The 19,039-nt window shown below is 71.9% G+C and carries 14 protein-coding genes, 2 tRNA genes and 1 pseudogene; 7 read left to right on the plus strand and 10 right to left on the minus strand.

Annotated features, from left to right (window positions below):
* Positions 1 to 4 precede the first annotated feature (4 nt).
* Together O7604_RS03390 and O7604_RS03395 are read right to left on the minus strand one after the other, a co-directional pair.
* Positions 5 to 2,659: a DUF4132 domain-containing protein gene (locus O7604_RS03390; RefSeq protein WP_281578824.1), complete on the minus strand. Its 2,655-nt coding sequence runs from the start codon at positions 2,657 to 2,659 to the stop codon at positions 5 to 7.
* Entirely contained in the window at positions 2,660 to 2,968 is a 309-nt protein-coding gene (locus O7604_RS03395) for a hypothetical protein (RefSeq protein ID WP_269701695.1), read from the minus strand. It abuts the gene before it with no gap.
* Positions 2,969 to 3,080: 112 nt separating this feature from the next.
* Between O7604_RS03395 and O7604_RS03400 the strand changes: the two genes are divergently transcribed.
* Together O7604_RS03400 and O7604_RS03405 are read left to right on the plus strand one after the other, a co-directional pair.
* The gene (locus tag O7604_RS03400; protein WP_281578825.1) at positions 3,081 to 4,559 is read left to right on the plus strand and encodes a sigma-70 family RNA polymerase sigma factor; all 1,479 of its coding nucleotides are present in this window, start codon (positions 3,081 to 3,083) and stop codon (positions 4,557 to 4,559) included.
* Between the two features lie 21 nt (positions 4,560 to 4,580).
* The gene (locus O7604_RS03405) at positions 4,581 to 5,561 is read left to right on the plus strand and encodes a DUF2804 domain-containing protein (protein WP_281578826.1); all 981 of its coding nucleotides are present in this window, start codon (positions 4,581 to 4,583) and stop codon (positions 5,559 to 5,561) included.
* On the opposite strand, the gene O7604_RS03410 is transcribed toward O7604_RS03405, so the two are convergent.
* The 4 genes from O7604_RS03410 to O7604_RS03425 all read right to left on the minus strand — a co-directional run bounded on the left by O7604_RS03410 (position 5,546) and on the right by O7604_RS03425 (position 11,964).
* Positions 5,546 to 7,303, minus strand: a complete 1,758-nt coding sequence (locus O7604_RS03410) for a sugar-binding domain-containing protein (RefSeq protein WP_281578827.1) — start codon at positions 7,301 to 7,303, stop codon at positions 5,546 to 5,548. The genes O7604_RS03405 and O7604_RS03410 overlap by 16 nt on opposite strands.
* Positions 7,300 to 8,628 carry an MFS transporter gene (locus tag O7604_RS03415; RefSeq protein ID WP_281578828.1) on the minus strand — a complete coding sequence of 443 codons (1,329 nt, stop codon included), beginning with the start codon at positions 8,626 to 8,628 and terminating at the stop codon, positions 7,300 to 7,302. Before O7604_RS03415 ends, O7604_RS03410 begins: the two co-directional genes overlap by 4 nt.
* A 138-nt stretch (positions 8,629 to 8,766) precedes the next feature.
* Positions 8,767 to 8,842, minus strand: a tRNA-Lys gene (locus tag O7604_RS03420).
* Positions 8,843 to 8,904: 62 nt separating this feature from the next.
* Positions 8,905 to 11,964 (minus strand): VWD domain-containing protein, encoded by a 3,060-nt coding sequence (locus O7604_RS03425; protein WP_281578829.1) that lies wholly within the window; start codon positions 11,962 to 11,964, stop codon positions 8,905 to 8,907.
* Positions 11,965 to 12,041: 77 nt separating this feature from the next.
* Between O7604_RS03425 and O7604_RS03430 the strand changes: the two genes are divergently transcribed.
* From O7604_RS03430 to O7604_RS03440, 3 genes are all read left to right on the plus strand, one after another.
* Positions 12,042 to 12,776, plus strand: coding sequence for a class I SAM-dependent methyltransferase (locus tag O7604_RS03430; protein WP_281578830.1), 735 nt, complete (start codon positions 12,042 to 12,044; stop codon positions 12,774 to 12,776).
* Between the two features lie 132 nt (positions 12,777 to 12,908).
* Positions 12,909 to 13,334: a DUF6010 family protein gene (locus O7604_RS03435; protein WP_281578831.1), complete on the plus strand. Its 426-nt coding sequence runs from the start codon at positions 12,909 to 12,911 to the stop codon at positions 13,332 to 13,334.
* A 16-nt stretch (positions 13,335 to 13,350) separates the two neighbouring features.
* Positions 13,351 to 14,292, plus strand: coding sequence for a helix-turn-helix domain-containing protein (locus tag O7604_RS03440; protein WP_269701723.1), 942 nt, complete (start codon positions 13,351 to 13,353; stop codon positions 14,290 to 14,292).
* Between the two features lie 12 nt (positions 14,293 to 14,304).
* Here O7604_RS03440 and O7604_RS03445 read toward each other — a convergent pair whose 3' ends face one another.
* The 4 genes and pseudogenes from O7604_RS03445 to O7604_RS03460 form a co-directional block, all read right to left on the minus strand.
* Positions 14,305 to 15,138, minus strand: coding sequence for a MerR family transcriptional regulator (locus O7604_RS03445; RefSeq protein ID WP_281578832.1), 834 nt, complete (start codon positions 15,136 to 15,138; stop codon positions 14,305 to 14,307).
* A 44-nt stretch (positions 15,139 to 15,182) separates the two neighbouring features.
* Positions 15,183 to 15,595: pseudogene (locus O7604_RS03450) on the minus strand (AAA family ATPase).
* A gap of 40 nt (positions 15,596 to 15,635) precedes the next feature.
* A complete protein-coding gene (locus O7604_RS03455; RefSeq protein ID WP_269701728.1) occupies positions 15,636 to 15,890 on the minus strand; it encodes a hypothetical protein in 255 nt (84 codons plus the stop codon).
* A 150-nt stretch (positions 15,891 to 16,040) separates the two neighbouring features.
* A tRNA-Lys gene (locus O7604_RS03460) sits at positions 16,041 to 16,116 on the minus strand.
* Positions 16,117 to 16,303: 187 nt separating this feature from the next.
* Here O7604_RS03460 and O7604_RS03465 point away from each other — a divergent pair.
* Complete coding sequence (locus O7604_RS03465; protein WP_269701730.1) at positions 16,304 to 17,578, plus strand: Ig-like domain-containing protein; 1,275 nt, start codon at positions 16,304 to 16,306, stop codon at positions 17,576 to 17,578.
* A 162-nt stretch (positions 17,579 to 17,740) separates the two neighbouring features.
* The gene (locus tag O7604_RS03470) at positions 17,741 to 19,039 is read left to right on the plus strand and encodes an Ig-like domain-containing protein (protein ID WP_269701731.1); all 1,299 of its coding nucleotides are present in this window, start codon (positions 17,741 to 17,743) and stop codon (positions 19,037 to 19,039) included.

Genomic DNA, 19,039 nt, shown 5'->3' on the forward strand with positions numbered 1-19,039 from the left:
CGCCTCACAGCTGGCGCAGGATCACCGGATCCTTGATCTTCTTGTCCGCGGCCAGCAGCAACGCCTTGCTGATGATCTCGCCGAGCCGGCTGTCGCCCTCGAAGGGCAGGTACATCTCCGGCTCCTTCGCCTTCGCCGAGTCCGGGATGACGCACAGGTACCGCTCGTCCGGCGCGATCAGGATGTTGCCCGAGCCGCAGTGGATGCGGTACGTGTGCAGGTCGCCGCGTACCTCCAGGAACCTGTCGGTGAGCGTGCAGCGACCGGCGATCGCCAGCCGGGGGATCAGGTCCGCCAGCACGTCCCGGCGCGTCCGGCCGGTCGGGGTCAGCTCGCCGAAGCTGTTCTGCGCCCAGTAGTCGCGATACCGGCCCTCCGGCCCGCCGTCGTACCAGTTCGGGTCGGCGCCCACCCCGGCGGCGGCCACGAACAGGTCGACGTCCCGCATCACCTCGCTCAGCACGACCGGCGGAACCTGCGCCAACGGGACCGGCAGGCGCTCGCCCCGGATGAAGAACAGCTGATCGGTTCCCATCGTGTCGAACACGAGGTCGTCGTCCCGGTCCTCGATCCCGGCGACACCCAGTTCGGCGCGCAGCCCCCAGTCCGGGAGGGCCAGCCAGGGCAGGTTGTAGGACGCCCCGTCGTTGCGGTGCTGGACGTACGACCAGCCGCGCCGGGACAGCAGCGCGTTGAGCCGGTGCTGACGCACGATGTGCGCGGCGAACCGGTTGGAGTACACGCCAGTGGCCCGCTCCGCGTCGGTGAGCAGGTACTGCTCCCGGTGCGCCTGCTTGAACGGCTGGGTGATCGCGTGCCGGGTGAGGAAGTCCCGCCACGGCCCCACCGCTTCGGGGTCGAGCACCGGATGCCACAACCGGACCGTCGCGTCGTCGGCCGGCTCGAACACGGTGTCGTCCACTGTGCGCAGCGTCTCACCGGCCCAGCAGCAGGCCACGCCGTCGACGGTCCAGACGAGCCGGCGGGCCAGGGTACGGGCCAGCGGGTGGTCGAGGAACCGTTCGCGCCACTGCTCGACGGTCCACGAACGGTCCCGTCGCAGCAGCCCTTCCAGCCGGTCGCGGGTGGCGACGAGCGTCGCGGCGACGTCGACGACGGTCGCCTTCAGCTCCTTCACCTCGTCGCCATGCTCGCTGCGCACCTGCGCCGGTGGGGCCTTGACCACCTTGCCGTCCGCGTTGCGCCACACCACTACGGCGTCGACACCGCGCACCTCCAGCTCGTACGAGCAGTCGCCCAGCTTGTCCGCGAGCGGCAGCCCGAAGCCGGGCAGAGCCATCTCCTCGACGTCCTCCCGGCTGACGCCGCGCGCCTCGGCGTGCCGGGTCAGCCCCTTCTCCACCAGGCGCAGGGTGCTCTTGTAGGTCAGCCGCGAGGACAGCCGCGCCAGCTGGGCGAGCGCGGCCGGGTGATCGGTGTCGACGAGCGCCGCGACCGCGACGTTCGCCAGTTTCGGGCTCGCCGGGCCGTGGCCGGAGATCTTGCGGGCGGCCCGTTCCGCGATCTGGCCGAGGTTGCGCAGTGTCTGCTCGGACGGCGGGCACATCGTCCGCGTCCAGATCAGTCCCCACAGCAGCCCGACGTTGTAGCGGTCGATCATCCGTGGTGGCATGTCCTTGATGTGGCCGGGGCAGCACGTTGTCATGCGCAGCGGCAGGCTGCGCGCCTGGCCGACGAGCGGGAGCCAGTCGTCGAGCCGGGCGGTGAAAGCGTCGACGCCCACCGCGTCGAGCAGCGACCGGGCCTGCTTGCGCCAACCGGCCGTCGGCTTCGCCTTGTCCACCTCGACCGGGCAGTGCGCCAGCAGCGCCTCCCACGCGGACCGGCGATCCGCCGGCATCGCCTCGATGTCCGCGACGGCGCGGTCGGCCCACTGCTCACCGACGTTGGGGATCGGCCACATCCGGTCGGCCTCGTCGCTGAAGTCGCTCGGCGATTGCTCGATCCCGGTCCGGCGCCAGGTCGCCAGCGCCGCCGGGTTCACGCGCCCGGCCGAGGCCTCCGCCTGGAGGGACTCCCAGGTGAACCGCTTGAGATGGGAGCTCCAGTAATTGAATCCCAGCCAGGCGTGGGTGCTCAGCCGGCCGAGCCAGGCCGAGCCGTCGAGCCCGCCGCCGGAACGCACGGCACGGATCAGCGTGGCCCACCCGTCCTTGCCCGAGCCCGGCACGGTCAGCGCATCGAACACCACCTGCCGTACCGGCGCCGGTTGTGCGGCCAGGAGTTCCTTCGTGCGGCGCCACGCCTCACCCCGGGCCCGGTCCCGCGGGTCCTCGTGCGCGTACGGCAGCGACGGCAGGTGGTCGATCAGTGTCGACGCAGCGGTGACTCGGCGGTCGTGATCCGCGTCGTCACCGGCCAGGTCGGCCACGGCTGCGGCGACCGTCTGCGCCTGTCGGTTCGCCTCCGGTAGCAGCTCGACCAGCGGCGGAGCGAGATCGTACGGCCCGTGCGGATCGTTCAGTGCGGCGAGCAGCGACGGAACCGTCGCCGCCGGCGCCCAGCCGCACACGGTCACCACCAGGCTGATGGATTCCCGCTGACTGGGCTCGTTGAGGGTCTGGCCGCTCCGCTCGCCCCACCTCTTGACGGTGGCGACCACATCGCGCAGGGCCAACTCGGGGTCGTACGTGTCCACTCAGCCACCCACCAGCGGGACGAGCTTGAGGAAGGTGACGCGGGATCCCGCGTGCAGGCGGACCTTCTCGTCCAGGGCGGTGACCTGACGGTCGTCGACGAGCACCACGAAGGCGTTGCGGCCGAACGCGTCGAGTGTCATCCGCGTCCGCTCCTCCGGGTCGGCGTCCACGCCGGACTCGGCGATCTCGAGGGAGACCCGACGGCGGATCAGCTCGGCGAGAGGCAGTGCCTCCTCGAAGACCTCGACTGTCCACACAGGCCCGTTCGGCGCACCGACGACCTCGTCGGTGACTGTGATCAATGGCATGGCGGAGAAGGTAACGGTTCCCTCCGACACCTCAGCATTTTGTGTGACCTGACCGCGTGCCGGACAGTCTCCACCGTGTACGAGATCGTTCCGTGAAGGCGAGGTTGTGAGCGTGTCCTATCCCGCGTACCCGAGCAGGGCCGGCATGTCGGCGGTGGTGGACGCGGCACGCCGCGGCGACCGCGCGGCGATGGACGAGCTGGTCTCGCACTGTCTGCCGCTGGTCTACAACATCGTGGGCCGGGCCCTGAACCGGTCGGCAGACGTCGACGACGTGGTGCAGAACACGATGCTGAGCGTCGTCCGCGGGCTGCCGGGCGTACGCGAGCCGCAGCTTTTCCGCTCGTGGCTGGTCGCCGTCACCATGAACGAGATCCGCACCCACACGCAGCGCCGGCACACCACACCGGCGCCGCCGGAGGACATCGACAACGTGATCGACCCGCGCGCGGACTTCGAGGACCTGACCCTGACCCAGCTCCGCCTCGCCGACCAGCGCCGGGAGGTCGTCCTGGCCACGCGCTGGCTGGACGACGACCACCGCCACCTGCTGTCCCTCTGGTGGCTGGTCGAGGCCGGTCACCTCAGCCGCGCCGACCTGGTCGACGCCCTGAAGCTGGCCCCGCACCACGTGACCGTGCGGGTGTCCCGGATGAAGGCGCAGCTGGACACCGCCCGGCTGGTCGTACGGGCCCTCACCGCCCGGCCCGGTTGCGCCGGCCTGCGCGACACCGCGTCGGGCTGGAACGGTCAGCCGACACCGGTGTGGCGCAAGCGGTTCGCCCGCCACATCCGGGACTGCCCGCACTGCCCGACGAACGACCTGGTCCCCGCCGAGCGGCTGCTGGCCGGCCTGGCGCTCACCCCGATCCCGGCCGATCTCGCCTCGGACGTCACGCACCACCTGCGCACCGTCGCCTCGCCGACGCACGCCGTCCCGCCCGGCGCGCAGGTCGTGAGCGCCGGGGCGCGGTCGACGCTCTCCCTGTCCAAGACCCTGGTCGGCGTGGTCGCCGCCGTCGCCGTGCTCGGCGGGGGTGGTCTGATCCTTGCCAACTACCCGAGCGGGTCGAAGCAGCAGCCGACAAGCGTGGCAGCCTCGCAGCCCGCGACCGAGACCACCGCTCCCGCGCTCACGCCCACCCCGACCCCGCTCGCACCCTCCCCGACCGCTGCCCGTCCGAGCCCCGCCAAGTCGGTGAAGCCCTCGAAGTCACCGAAGCCGACCCCGTCGCCGGCCAGGTCCACCGCCACGTCCAGCGGCTTGTCCGCCGCGGAACGGCGGCTGCTGGTGCTGCTCAACGAGCGGCGTCGCGCGCTCGGGCTGACCGAGGTCAAGCTCGGTACGGCCCAGCACCGGGAGGCGGAGTCCTGCGTACGGCAGAACCTGAACGCGAGCGGCCTGCAGCACTGCGGGCACGAGGTGCTGTTCGCCTCGTCGGGCAACTCCTCGCCGGAGCAGATGATCGAGGCGTGGTTCAACAGCCCCGGGCACAAGACGGCGCTGACGTACGCCAGCTCTCGCTTCGCCGGACCAGCGATCGTGTTCAACGGCAGCCGGCAGGTCGCCGCCATCAACATCGACTACTGAGGCGGTCGCTACGCTCCCCCGATGACGCACGAGAAGGAGATCGTCGAGCCGGTCGACCTGTGCCTGCCGGACGGGCGGCTCAACCCGGCCGCGGTCGGTTGGACCCGCCGGCCGCTGCACCGGGCGAACCTGCGCGGCTGGGGAAGGACCAAGCGCTGGGAGTACTGGGGGATCGTCACGCCCACCCACATCGTCGGCCTCGTCGCGTCGTCGCTGGACTACGCCGGGGTGCACGGCGTCTACGTGCTCGACCGCGCCACAAAGGTCGAGACCGGCAAGGACGTCGTGGTCCCGTTCGCCCGTGGCGTCGTCATGCCGCCGGTCAGCGGCGCGGGCACCGTGTGCGCACGCGGGGGTGGCCTGTCGATCGACATCGACCAGACCGCCGCTGGTAGCACGATCCGTGCCACCGCACCGGGCATCGAGATCGACCTCGTGGTGCCGCTCCCGCCCGGCCACGAGTCGCTCGGCGTCGTGGTCCCGTGGAACACCCGCCGGTTCCAGTACACGGTCAAGGACGTCGGGCGGCCAGTGCGCGGCTCGCTGCGGGTGAACGGCACGACCCACGTCGTGGCCGCGGACGACTCGTTCGCCGTGCTCGACCACGGCCGGGGCAGATGGCCGTACGCGATCACGTGGAACTGGGCGGCGGGCAGCGGACCGGACGTGTCGATCCAGCTCGGCGGCAAGTGGACCGACGGCACCGGCTCGACCGAGAACGCGTTGTTCACCGGCGGCCGGCTGCACAAGCTCGGCGCCGAACTGCGCTGGACCTACGACCGCCGCGACTGGCTGCGGCCGTGGCGGATCAGCGGTGATCGGGTCGCTGTGGAGTTCCACCCGTTCCACGAGAAGGTCTCCCGCACCAACCTCGGCGTCGTGGCCAGCGAGACCCACCAGTGCTTCGGGCACTTCTCCGGCTGGGCCCAGGCGGACGACGGCGAGCGGGTGGCTCTGGACGGCCTGGTCGGCTGGGCGGAGGAAGCTCAGAACCGCTGGTGACGCAGCCGCGCGTTGACCTGCCGCACCACGTCCTCTGGAAGCTTGACCACGCGCCGGTCATAGGTGAGCAGACCGTTGAGCTCGTCCTCCACGTCGGACAGCTGGGTGTAGACGGTCGCGCTCAGACCGGCCCGGATCGCGGGCACGATCTGCTCGGTGTGCAGCCGCGTGAACGCCTCCGCCAGTTCCTCGGCGCTCCGGCACCGCCGGTAGCCGAAATCCTTGCGGCTGAAGGCGTGCCCGTCAACGCGCAGGTTGTAGCCGCCGTACTCCGACAGCACCAGCACCCGGCGGTCCCCGCGTCGCCGCGGCACCCGGAAGCGGCGGAAGTAGACGTGCAGGCTGCGCAGGTCGCCCCCGCCCTGGTCGTGCCAGCCGCTGGCGTGGTCGACAGTACGGGTGCTGTCGAGTTCGGCGACCTCGCGGGCGATCCGGGCCGCGTCGAACTGCCCCCAGCCCTCGTTGAAGGGCACCCACACGGCGAGGCTCACCACGTTGCGCAGGTGCTCGACGGTGTCGCGCAGCTCGGCCCGGAACCGGTCCCGTCCACCGGCGTCGGCACGGCCGAACCGGCGCCGCCACCGGCCCCGGTCGGGCAGCCGCAGCGGCGTCACCGCCGGCGCGGTGACGACCAGCGGGTGGTAACTGCTGCCGCCGTTGACCATGTCCTGCCAGACCAGCATCCCCAGCCGGTCGCAGTGGTAATACCAGCGCAGCGGCTCGATCTTGATGTGCTTGCGCAGCATGGTGAACCCGAGTCGCTTCATGGCGGCGATGTCGGCGATCATCGCCTCGTCGGAGGGCGCCGTGTACATGCCGTCCGACCAGTAGCCCTGGTCGAGGATCCCGGCGTGGAAGTACGGCCGGCCGTTGAGCAGCAGCCGGGGCACGCCGTCGGGGTCCGGTCCGACACCGAACGAGCGCATGCCGAAGTAGCTGCGCACCCGATCCGCGCCCAGCTCGACGGTCACGTCGTAGAGGAACGGATCCTCGGGGCTCCACTGCCGTACCTCGGGGATCGGGATGCGCACGGCCACGCCGACCGGCGCGGTGGCCTCGGCCACCGCGGTCCCGTCGGCCAGGATCCGGATGCCGGCGTCGCCGGCATCCGCCGTCGCGTGCACCGTCACCTCGACGCACCGCTCGTCGAGGAGCGGGGTCAGGGTGAGGCTCCGCAGGTGTACGGCGGGCACGCTCTCGGCCCACACCGTCTGCCAGATCCCGGACTGGGCGGTGTACCAGATGCCGCCGCGGCGCAACCGCTGCTTGCCCCGGGAGTGGTGGCCGGTGTCGCTGTCGTCCTGGACCGCCACGACCAGGACGTTGGAGTCCTCGCGGAGCGCGTCGGTGATGTCGCAGGTGAACGGCAGATACCCGCCGGTGTGGCCGCCGACCGGAACATCGTTCAGGTAGATCCGGCAGGTCTGGTCGACCGCGCCGAAGTGCAGCAACAGGCGCGAACCGGCAGCGTGAAAGCCCGCCGGAAGGGTCAGCGGACGGCGGTACCAGAGCGTCTCGCCCGGTTGGAGCTGCCGCCCGACGCCGGAGAGCGCGGACTCCGGAGAGAACGGCACGAGGATCTCGCCGTCGTAGCGTTCCGGCTCGGTGGACGAACCGGTGATCGCGTACTCCCACCGGCCGTTGAGGTTCAGACAGCTGTCCCGGGCAAACTGCGGGCGGGGATACTCGGGCAGGACACGCTCCGCGTCGAGCGCGGCACCCCACGGGGTCAGCAGCGTCATGCCCGAGCCTCCTGCTCCCGCCGCCGCAGCGCCACGGCCGGCACCGCGATGAGGACCAGCACTGCGAGCGCCATGAGGAAGATGCCCGGCGTCGGGACCTGCTTCACCACGCCGAGGTCCTCGTAGACCTCGCCGGCGCCGGTGATCACGGCGGCGCCGAGGTACGGGCCGACGAGCATCGGGACGAGGATGGCGAAGACCATCCGCAGCCCCTGGACATGGCCGGCCCGGTCCGGCGGTGAGTAGTCACGCACGATGGCGCCGATCGGGGCGAGCACGAGCATGAAGCCCGACATCATCACGATCCCGGCGGCGATCACGGGGACCATGCCGCGGGCGAAGAACATCAGCGCCAGCCCGGTGCCGTAGACCACTACTGCCGGCAGCAGGAAGCGCACCTTGCCGACGCGGTCGATGAGCCGCCCGCCGACCACGCTCACCGCCGACGCCGTGACGAGGACGACGGCCAGGACGATCGCGTACCCCTCGATCCGCAGATACCGCTGCAGGTAGATGATCAGATACGGCAGGAACACCTGGGTGGAGATCCCCCAGATCGACCAGGCGGCGAGGGCGAGGTAGAGCCCCGGGTTGGCCCGGACGGCGGCCGGGCGCAGACCGTGGACGACGGCGCGCAGGTAACCGCCCTCGTGCCGGACGAGTGACGGGCTGTCCTCGACCAGGAACCACGCCAGCAGACCCGCCACGGCCATGATCGCGCCGATGATCACGAAGAACAGCTGCCAGTTCCCGGCGCGGGCCAGCCCGTCGAACCCGCCGAAGATCACCAGCATCGAGACCAGCGGCATGATGGCGAGCACCGACTCGACCCGGCCACGGTTCGCCGGCTCGGTCACGTCGGTGACCCACGCCTGGAACGCCGCGTCGTTGGCCCCGGAGCCGAGGAACGACATTAGGCAGTCCAGCATGATGACAGTGATCGCCGTGACCAGCACGACGTTCGCCACGGGCGCGATGTCCTCCACAAAACCCACTGTCAGGAAGCCGAAGGCGGCGGTGGAGACCCCCCACAGCAGGTAGCCACCGGCGATGAACGACCGGCGCCGGCCGGTCCGGTCGGAGAGGGCGCCGAGCAGCAGGGTCGCGACAGTGGCGGTGACGGCGCTGGCGGCGACCATCGTGGCGATCGCGTTGGGATCGTCGGTGATCGTGTCGTACACGAACAGATTCAGGTAGATGTTCTCGATGGTCCAGGCCATCTGCCCGACGAGCCCGAGCAGGATCAGGGCGGTCCAGGTGCGGGGGCGCAGGCCGGCCGGACCGGCCGACGCGGCCGGAGTGAGCACGCTGCGGGTGGCGGACACGACGGCCTCCTTCGACGGGTCAGAATATGATCCGTCCCGTCCGGCCGTCGATGGGTCCGGGGTCGGCCAGGCCGCCGCCTCCGAGCAGACACGACGAAAAGGCCCCGGTACGGGTGACCGAACCAGGGCCTTGATCGTTGGTGCGCCGCCAGGGACTCGAACCCCGAACCCGCGGATTAAGAGTCCGCTGCTCTGCCAGTTGAGCTAGCGGCGCTCGCTGACAACGGGACGAGACGTTAGCACCCCGCCCACCACCCCGGAAATCCAGGGTCGGCCTCACCGCACCGCCAGCGTGACCTGCCCGGTCGCGGCCCCCGACGGGTCCACCACCAGGGTGTACGCCCCGGAGGCCGGCGCCACGGTCGGCCCGAGTTCACCGGCCCCGTTGATCACGCAGCCGCTGCCGACGGTGCTGCCGTCGGGCGCGCGCAGCGCCAGCACGCCGCACTGGTCCGGCAGGTCCGAGGCGGAAGCGCTCACCGTCACCGACGTGCCGGCCGTGGCGGTGAACCGGTAGCCGGTGACGGCGCCGGGCCGGTCCACGACGGCGACGACAGGTGGCCCGCCGAGCGTGATCGCCGCGTCGCGGTCCCGGCCGGTGACCACCCGCAGCGTGGTCGTGCCGGTGCCGCGTTCGGTCGGGTCGACCACCACCGTGTACGTCCCGTCGGCAGGCAGCAGCGTGCCGTCGACCTCACCGACGCCGTTGATCACGCAGCCGCTGCGCAGCAGCCGCCCCTCGGCGTCCCGCAGTTCCAGCGGTGAGCACTGGTCGGTGAGCGTGCTCGCGGACACGTCCACGTAGGCCCGCTCCCCCGCGCGCCCGCTGAACCGGTAACGCGCCCGCGCGCCGGGTTGTGCGACTGTCGCGGTGACCGCCGGGCCGTTCGGTTGCAGCGTCCCGTCGCTGTCCTGGGCCGTGTACACCCGTACGGCGGCGCGGCCGGTGTCGCCGGGTGCGGCGGTGACCCGCAGCGCGTACGTGCCGGTGGCGGTGAGGTCGACGCGGTCGACGTACCCGGTGCCCTTGATGTTGCACCCGCCGGCGATCTCCCGGCCGCCCGGCTCGGTGAGCACGTACGGCGAGCAGCGGTCCCCGATCCCCGGCGCGGTGGCGTCGACGAAGACGGCGTCCCCGGCTCGCGCGGCGAACGTCAGCGGCTCCCCGCCGGGGGTGAGCGTGGCGGTGGCGACGGGTACGGCGGTGATCGGGGTGGCCGCCGGCGGGGCGACCCGTTCGGTGCTCGCGCCGGCCACGGCGAACTCGGGGCGGCCGCTGACCGCGACGTCGAAGACGCACTCGGCGAGCTGGGCGGGCGCGGTGACGCCGGCCCAGCGGCACACCTGTTCGGCGGCCACGCGCCGGGCCGGGTCGAGGTCGGCGACGGTGACCTCCCGTTCCGGGAACGCGCGGTCGGTGAAGGTGCCCGTGTCCTGCCCGTCGTCGTAGTGCAGCAGGGATCGGCCCGGGGCGATCCGCCAGCTGTCCGCGTACGCGGGATAGAGCTTGTCGAACGGCACCGGCTGGGCCAGCGCCGCCCCGGAGGAGGGGGCGATGTCGTCGGCCGGGTCGCCGTCGAAGTCGCCGAGCAGTCCGCGTACCTTCCCGGCCCGGCCGTCGGCCAGCCGGACCAGCACGCGGTAGCCGTAGCGGCCGATCTGGTCCACCGCCGCGGCGGACCCGTCCGGCCACGTCACGTCGTACCCGTCGACAGGGCCGGTGTCCGACGGGCGGCGGGTGAGGGTGCCGCCGCCGGCCAGGTCGGTGCGGTCCGGCAGCGCGGCCGGCGACGCGCCGTCGACGTGCACGCGGGTGCCGCCGTCGGTGAGGGTGAGCGCGACCCGGTGCGCGCCGATCCGGAACGCGACTGCCGAGTTGACCGAGGCGGTACGCGTGCCGGCCATCGGCGCCTGCCGGACCTGCACCTCCAGCGGGTCGCCGCCGGTCGCCGCGACCAGCGTGAACTCGCCGACGGCCTGGAAGTCGTAGGCGACCCGGTCGAACGTGACCAGGTGCGGGTCGCCGTTGCTGCCGCCGCAGTCGGCGCCGTCCTCGCAGAGCTTCACCGGTCCCTTCGGCGGCGGCGTCTTCTTGGCCGGCTTCTTGCACTCGTCGAGGTTCTTCGGCAGCGTCTTCCCCTTGTACTCGGTGCGCGGCGGCAGCCCTTTCGCCGCCCGGTAGCGGTTCTCCGCGAGCGTCGCCTTCACCTCGGCGGTAGGGATGCCGGTGCCGCCGCACTCCCCCTGCGGCACGGCGTTGCGGGAGATGTCGTCGGCGTGGTTCAGCTCGTGGTACAGCGCGGCGCAGGGGTCGCGGGCCACCCCGTCGCCGTACGGGTCGGTGGACGTCGGGTTCCAGGTGACGGTCGAGGAGCCCTTGCCGTCGGCGCTGTCCGGCGTCTCGAACGCGCCGGAGCCACCCGTGGTCGGGATGATCCGCACCCGGGGACTCTTCTTGTCGCGCAGCCTCGGCAGCAGGCCGGACGGGTCGCCGCCGGGCAACGCGAACCCGGCCAGGCAGCCGTCGACGGCCGCCTGGAAGTCGACGCCGCTGACCGGCACACCGGCGGTCGGGTCGACGCCGTAGTCGGCCCGCGCCGGCCGGGCGCCACCGCCGACGAGCGCACCGACCGCCACCAGCAGCAGGGCCACGGCGGCGGCCGCCGGCCTGCGGCGGCGTACCAGCAGCACCACCAGCGCGACGGCGAGCAGCGCCAGCACTCCCCCGCCGGCGAGCCAGAGCCAGCGCCGGCCGGTCCCACCGTCGTCGGAGACGGTGAACGTGGTGGTCCGCAGCGCCGTCGCGCCCGCGCACGGGTCCGTCGCGCCGGTGCCCGGCAGCGTCACGTAGCCGGCGGTCACCTCGTACCGGCCGGGTGCGCCGACCGGCCAGAGCGTGTCCAGCCCACCGCCGTCTCCGGTGGCGGCCACCGAGCGGAGCAGCACCTCGCCGTCGTGCAGCCGTACCCCGGTCAACGCCACGGTGGCGGTCGCACCAGGCTCCACTGTGGTCAGGCCGGCGGTGGCGGCGGCGCCGATCCCGTCGTCGTGGAAGCTGCGGGCGAGCGTCGGCCCGACGTCGCGCCCGTCACGGCGTACCCCGGTGACCTGCACGGTGCCGACGGGCCTGGTGGCGAGCGCGCAGGCCGACCCGCTGGTGTTCGTGACGGTGAGGTCGAGACGGACCTGGTCCCCGGCGCGGTAGTCGGCCTGGCCGGACCGCAGGGCCAGGCCGAGGCCGCCGTCGGCGGGCGCCGCGGCGCCGCTCGCCGCCCCGGTCGCCAGAGCGGTCACGAGTACGGCGAGCGCCGCCACCAGCCGCAGGGTCCACCTCATGGTGCGGACTGTAGAAGCGGGTGGGCCGGATTCCGCGCGGTCTGTCGGGGACCGGTCGGAGCCGTATCCTCCTGGTGATGGAGCTCTTCGGCACGGTCGCCGACCTGTACGAGCGCGCGCGGCCCGGATATCCGCCGGCGATCGCCGAGTCGATAGTCGCCTACCACGGCGGCACCCCGGCCTCAGTCGTCGAGGTGGGCGCGGGCACCGGCAAGGGCACCGAGGTGCTGGCCCGCCTCGGCGCGCCACTGACCTGCGTGGAACCCGACGCGCGGATGGCGGCCCGGCTGGCCGGGCGGTTCCCGGAAGCGCGCATCGAGGCCACGACGTTCGAGCGATGGTCGCCGCCCACCGGCGGGGTGGACGTGCTCGGCTGCGCGATGGCCTGGCACTGGCTGGACCCGGCCAACCGCAACGCCCTGGCCCGGCGCGCCCTGGCACCCGGCGGCACGCTCGCCGTGTTCGGGCACCGCTACGACTACGCGGACGCCGCCCAGCGGGACGCCGTCCGGGCCGCGCTGCGATCCGTCGACCCCACCGTCCGGGAACGGCCCGTCGACTGGTTCCACCGCGACGTCCTCGACAGCGGACAGTTCGACGACGTACGCCGCGAGGTGATCCGGCGGGAGCTGCCGCTGGACAAGGAGCGGTACCTGGCGCTGATGCGCACGTTCGGGCCGTACCTGTCCCGGACCCCGGAGCAGCAGCGGCGCGGGATCGCCGCCCTGGACCGGCTGGTGGACGACTTCGGCGGCACCGTCGTGCTCGACCTGCGGACCACGCTGGTGCTGGGCCGGGCCGATGCTCGGTGACCGGCCGCTGACCGTGCCCGCCGACGTGGCGAGAATCCGGCGGAGCCTGGCATTTTCGCCTCTCGTCGCCGGTGGCCGGCGTTCCTAGGCTCCTTCCCGAGACGCTTTCCGCGAACGGGAACGGGGCTGCACGTGCTTCGCTATGTCATGCCGGTCGTGATCGGGCTGGTCTACGTCGGGCTCAACTCGCTCGTGCCCGAGCCGCACCGGCGACGACTGAACGCGCTGATCGTCACCGGTGCGGGTGCCGCCTACATCAGCGGCGGCGGGTTCGGGCTGTGGGAACTGGCGTTCTGCGCCCTGCTCGTGGTGGTGGGCTACGCCGGGCTCACCTCGTACACCTTCATCGGTGTCGGGTGGCTGCTGCACACGGCCTGGGACGTGCTGCACCACCGCCGCGGCACCCCGATCATCCCGTCGCTGCACGACTCGTCGTTCGGCTGCGCCCTCTGCGATCCGGTCATCGCGCTCTGGTGCTTCGCCGGCGGCCTGTCGGTCAAGGACCTGTACCGGAGAACCGTCACGGCGTTGCGGCCGCCGGTCGCCGCGCGGTCCTGACTGGTTGAATTCCGCCATGCACACCGTGGCAGTGCTCGCCCTCGACAGCGTCGTGCCGTTCGACCTGGCCACCCCGATGGAGGTCTTCGGCCGCGCACGCCTGGCCGACGGCCGGCCCGGCTACCGGGTGCTCGTCTGCGCCGCGACGCCGACAGTCACCACCGGCGCGTTCCGCATGGCGGTGCCGTGGGGCCTGGACGCCCTCGCCGACGCCGACACCGTCGTCGTACCCGGTGTGTCAGACCCGGCCGCCGCGACGCCCGCCGCGGTCCTCGACGCGCTGCGGACCGCGGCGGCCAACGGAGCCCGGATCGCCTCGATCTGCGGCGGCGCGTTCACCCTCGCCGCCACCGGCCTGCTCGACGGGCATCGCGCCACGACGCACTGGATCGCCACCGACCGGCTCGCCGCCGAGCATCCGCGCGTCCAGGTCGACCCCGACGTCCTGTACGTGGACAACGGCCAGCTCCTGACCTCCGCCGGCGCCGCCGCCGGGCTCGACCTGTGCCTGCACCTGGTCCGGCGCGACCACGGCGCCGCCGTCGCCGCCGACACGGCGCGGCTGTCGGTCATGCCGCTGGAACGCGCGGGCGGGCAGGCTCAGTTCATCACCCACGAGCCGCCCACCCCCGAGGGGACGACGTTGGAGCCGCTGCTGGCCTGGATGCGCGACAACGCCGGGCGTGAGCTGACCCTCGCCGACATCGCCCGGCACGCGGGCCTGAGCACTCGCACACTGAACCGCCGGTTCCGGGACCAGACCGGCACCACCCCGCTGCGGTGGCTGCACCGGGTACGCGTACACCAGGCCCAGCACCTGCTGGAAACCACGACCCACCCCGTCGACCGGGTGGCGAGCCAGGTCGGCTTCGGCTCCACCACCGCCTTCCGGGACCGCTTCCGGCGGATCACCGGCACGAGCCCGCAGGCGTACCGCCGGAGTTTCCGGGGCGTCTGACCGGCCCGGTGGTCACTCCGGTCGTCGTTCGACGGGGGCGCTGCTCAGCACGCCGTCGGGCCGGACCTCCTGACGGAGCCGCGCCAGGTTGACGAACCGGTCGCCCTCGACGGGGGCGGCGTCGAGCAGGCGCAGGACGACAGTGCAGTACTTGGCCATCGTGTTGCGACCCGGCATGAAGATGGACAGCTCGTCGTGGGCGCCGGGTGTCTGCACGATCAGGTCGGCGGGCAGTAACGGCAGCGTCTCCGGGGTGCCGTCCACCGCGACCTTGACGATCCAGAACGGCCCGGTGCCGTCGAGTACGCGCCGGTCCTGCCCCGGTGTCTCCAGCGCGAGCGTCCGCCACGGCTCACCCAGGCAGGTGACGCCGGCCTGCCGCACCGTGGTGACCAGTTCGGCCCCTGCCGCCACGATGATCTCCTCGGCCCGGTCCCACTCCTGCGCGTCCCGGCCCAGCGGTGTGCCGGGCACGAGCCGCGCCACGACAGTCATGGCCGGTACGTGCCGCAGCCGTGGTTCGGGCTGCGCCTCGAAGACGGCGCGGGCCGCCTCGATCGCGTCGGCCTGAGCTTGTCGTTGCCGGTCGACCTCGTCGCGGTGCCGGTCGAGCAGGGCGAGCGCCTGGTCCGGTTCGTCGAGGGCACGCCGGACCAGCTTGACGCTCATCCCGGTGTCCCGCAGCAGGGTGATCAGCATGGCCCGTTCCACCTGGTCGAACGCGTACGAACGGTGGCCGGTCCGGTCGTCGACCTCGGCGGGCACGAGCAGCCCTTCGGCGTGGTAGAAGCGCAGCGCCTGCGGCGACAGGTGACACATCTGGCTGAACTCGCTGATCGACAACATGGCCCCAGACTGCCCCTTGCGGTAACCGGAAGGGCAAGCGCCGCCTAACCTACGCGCTCGTGCTGGGGCAGCCCGGCGGCGGCCGCGATCACCTCCACCGCCTGCTCCAGGCCGGTGCTCTCCGGGAGGACGAGTTCGCCGGGCCAGCCCAGGACGTCGTGTGCAGCGCGGTCAGCATGTCGCGGTAGCGGCCCGTGTACAGGATGCCCTCCAGGACCACGTGGTAGCCGTGGTCGAGGGCGAACCGGGCGGTCTGCTCGATCAGGGCGGGCGCCACACCGCCGGGCTTGTCCCGTTCGAGCAGGACGACGCGGCGCAGGTAGTCCTGCTCGACGAGGGCGCACCCCGGGCCGTGCCGGCGTCGTAGCTCGCGGGCGATGCTGCTCTTGCCCGAGCCGGAGTTGCCCCGGATGCAGACGAGGATCGTGTCCGAGCTGCCGGTGGCCCCAGCGGACACGATCCCCTCCCTGGCGTCAGGTGTCGCAGGCGGATGCCGATCAGGCCCGGGTGATCACCAGGAACGCGTACCCGATCACCTTCGTGCCGTCCCAGTTGTACATGGGACGGCACGCCTGCGGCTTCGTCCACGACGACTGGTACTTGGGCCGGGCCTCGTTGCAGGCCTTCAGCGTCGAGTAGGTCGGGCTCGAGTAGTCCGCGTACGCGGGCGCGGCCAGGCCGAGCACCAGGGCGCCCGCGACCGAGGTGGCGGCGACGAGGCTGCGGATCCGCGGCCGTCGGAAGGCTTTCATGTCTTCTCCTACTCTCATGCACGTCGCCCGACCGTCCATCATGGCCGGCGATCATGATCAGCTTAGGGCGGCGGGACAAGGCGCGCAGCGGGCGGCGTACGCGAAAAAGGCCCCGACCGGCGTGAAGCGCCTGGTCAGGGCCTTGCTCGTTGGTGCGCCGCCAGGGACTCGAACCCCGAACCCGCGGATTAAGAGTCCGCTGCTCTGCCAGTTGAGCTAGCGGCGCTCGCTGACAACGGGAAGAAGATTAGCACGCCCGCCGAGGCGGGTTCCAATCCGATACCGGGGTCCACCCTTCGGACGAGCTTAACCGGCGAAAGCGGTCAAAACGGTCAGCCGATCCGGCGCGGGGGCGGGCGTGGGGGCGTCGATACGGCACGATGTCCGCCAGGCACGCGATGACAGGGGTGGGCATGGGCAGGTTCGCGCGGGCCGGGGCGACGGTGGGCGTCCTGGTCCTGACGGCGTCGCTGGCACTGACCGGGTGCGGCGGCGGCGACGAGGGGAAGAAGCCGGAGTTCGTGCCCGGCCAGCAGCAGGTCGGCGGCGTCTCGTCCTCCGCGCCCGATCCGAGCGTCACACCGAGCGACAGCGCCGCCGCGCCGCCGCTGACGGTGAGCCCCGCCGACGGCGCGAACGCCCGGCCGGTCAGCACCGAGATCAGCGCCCGCATCCCCGGTGGCGGCACCGTGTCGAAGGTGGTGCTCGCCACCGCCGACGGGAAGAACGTCGCCGGGCGGATGCGGCGCGACGGCTCCAGCTGGGTGCCGTCGGCAGCGCTGAAGTACGGCACCAAGTACACCGCCACGGTCACCGGCGCCGGTAAGGACGGCCAGACCTACCAGGGCACCAGCACGTTCACCACGATGGCCAAGCCCAAGTCGATGATCGGCTCCGGTCTCTACATGTTCAGCGGCAAGACGTACGGGGTGGCCATGCCGGTGGTCGCCGAATTCTCCCCGGGCATCCCGAAGAAGGACCGGGCCGCGGTGCAGAAGCGGATGTTCGTGCAGACCGACCCGCCGCAGCCCGGCGCCTGGCACTGGGTCGACAACGGCACCCAGGCGTACTACCGCGCGCCGGAGTACTGGAAGACCGGCACCACGATCACGGTCCGGCTGGCGCTGGCCGGCATCCCGCTGAGCAACGGCCGGTACGGCAACATCGACCGCAGCGCCACCGCCAAGATCGGCCGCGCGTTCGAGATGACTGTCGACAACGCGACCAAGCAGATGACGGTGTCCGAGAACGGCACGGTGATCCGTACGCTGCCGGTGAGCCTGGGCAAGAAGAGCACGCCCTCCTCCAGCGGCACGATGGTGGTGATGGAGAAGAAGGAGGCCACCGTCTTCGACACCCGCAGCGAGCCGGACCCGGCCAACCGGTACGTCACCGAGATCGACTTCGCGCAGCGGATCACCTGGGGCGGCGAGTACATCCACGCCGCGCCCTGGTCCGAGGGCGTGCAGGGGCGCCGCAACGTCTCGCACGGCTGCGTCAACGTGTCGATGGCCAACGGCCGGTGGCTGTTCGGCAAGACGCTCGTGGGCGATCCGATCACGGTGAAGGGCACCGAACGCCGCCTCGCCCCTGGCAACGGCTGGACGGCGTGGAGCATGAGCTGGTCGCAGTTCGTCGCCGGCAGCGCGCTGCCGGTTCCGCAGGGCGGGCAGCCGGCGCCGTTCTGACCGGCGTAACGTGGTCGGACACGCCACCTCCGACGAAGCGCCGGACGCCAGTGGAATCGTTACACCCGCGCGGGGTGTTCCGTTTCACGTCCGGCAACGCGTACCCGCTCCGGCGCGTCTGACCTGAGACGACGGGGAACGGCATCACCTTGTGAGGGAGTCATGCGAGCTGGCCAGGACGAACCGATCCGGGGCGCGAGCGCCCGACGCGTCGGCCGCCGCCGCGCGCTGGCAGCCGGGCTGCTCGCCGCCGCGATGGCCCTGACCGCCTGTACGAGCGGCGGCGACAAGCCGTCGAGCTGGCAGGGCGGCGGAGACGGCGACGGCGGCGAGAAGGCACCGAAGGCGACGGCCACCATCAGCGAGCCCGCCGCCGACGCCAAGGACGTACCGGCGTCCACCGCCATCACCTTCACCACGGAGGAGGCGCAGGACACCACAGTCGAGCTGAAGGACGCCGCCGGCAAGGCCGTCGACGGCACGCTCGCGGCGGACGGCGCCAGCTGGCTGCCGTCCGCGGCCCTGGAGTACGGGCAGACGTACACGGCGACCGTGACCGCGACCGGCGACGACGGCAAGCCCGCCACCGCCACCAGCACGTTCACCACGATGGCGAAGCCGGCCAAGCAGGTCCGGGTCACCAGCTTCCTCGGTGACAACCAGGTCGTGGGCGTCGGCATGCCGCTGATCGTGAAGTTCGGCCGGGCCATCCCGGAGGACTACCGCGACGACATCCAGCGCCGGATGACAGTCACCTCGAAGCCGGCCCAGGAGGGCATCTGGCACTGGGTGAGCCCGACCGAGGTGCGCTACCGGCCGAAGACGTTCTGGAAGGCCAACAGCACCGTCAGCTACAAGGTGCAGGCGGGCGGGCTGCCGCTGGGCGGCGGCTGGTACGGCCGCGCCGACCTCAGCGTCGACATCAAGATCGGCCCGTCGTTCGTGATGACCGTCGACAACCGCACCAAGCGGATGACGGTCACCCGCGACGGCAAGGTGGTCAAGACCATCCCGGTGAGCCTGGGCAAGAAGAGCACCCCCTCCTCCAGCGGCACCATGGTGGTGATCGAGAAGCTCCGGCACACGGTCTTCGACACCATGGAGGAGCTGGGCCCGGAGGAGGGCTACCGCACCGAGATCGACTACGCCCAGCGGCTCACCTGGGGCGGCGAGTTCATCCACGCCGCACCCTGGTCCGAGGGCGTGCAGGGCCGCACGAACGTGTCGCACGGCTGCGTCAACGTCTCGATGAAGGAAGGCAACTGGCTGTTCGCCAACACCCGAATCGGTGACCCGATCACCGTCAAGGGCACCGAGCGCAAGCTCCAGAACGGCAACGGCTGGACCGACTGGAACATGAGCTGGGACGAGTACGTCAAGGGCAGCGCCCTGCCGTACGAGCCGCCGTCGGCCGACACCACGCCGGACGCCGGTACGCCGAGCGTCGAGCCCACCCCCTGA

The organism is Micromonospora sp. WMMA1947 (genome assembly GCF_027497355.1).
In the GTDB taxonomy this organism is placed as follows: domain Bacteria; phylum Actinomycetota; class Actinomycetes; order Mycobacteriales; family Micromonosporaceae; genus Micromonospora.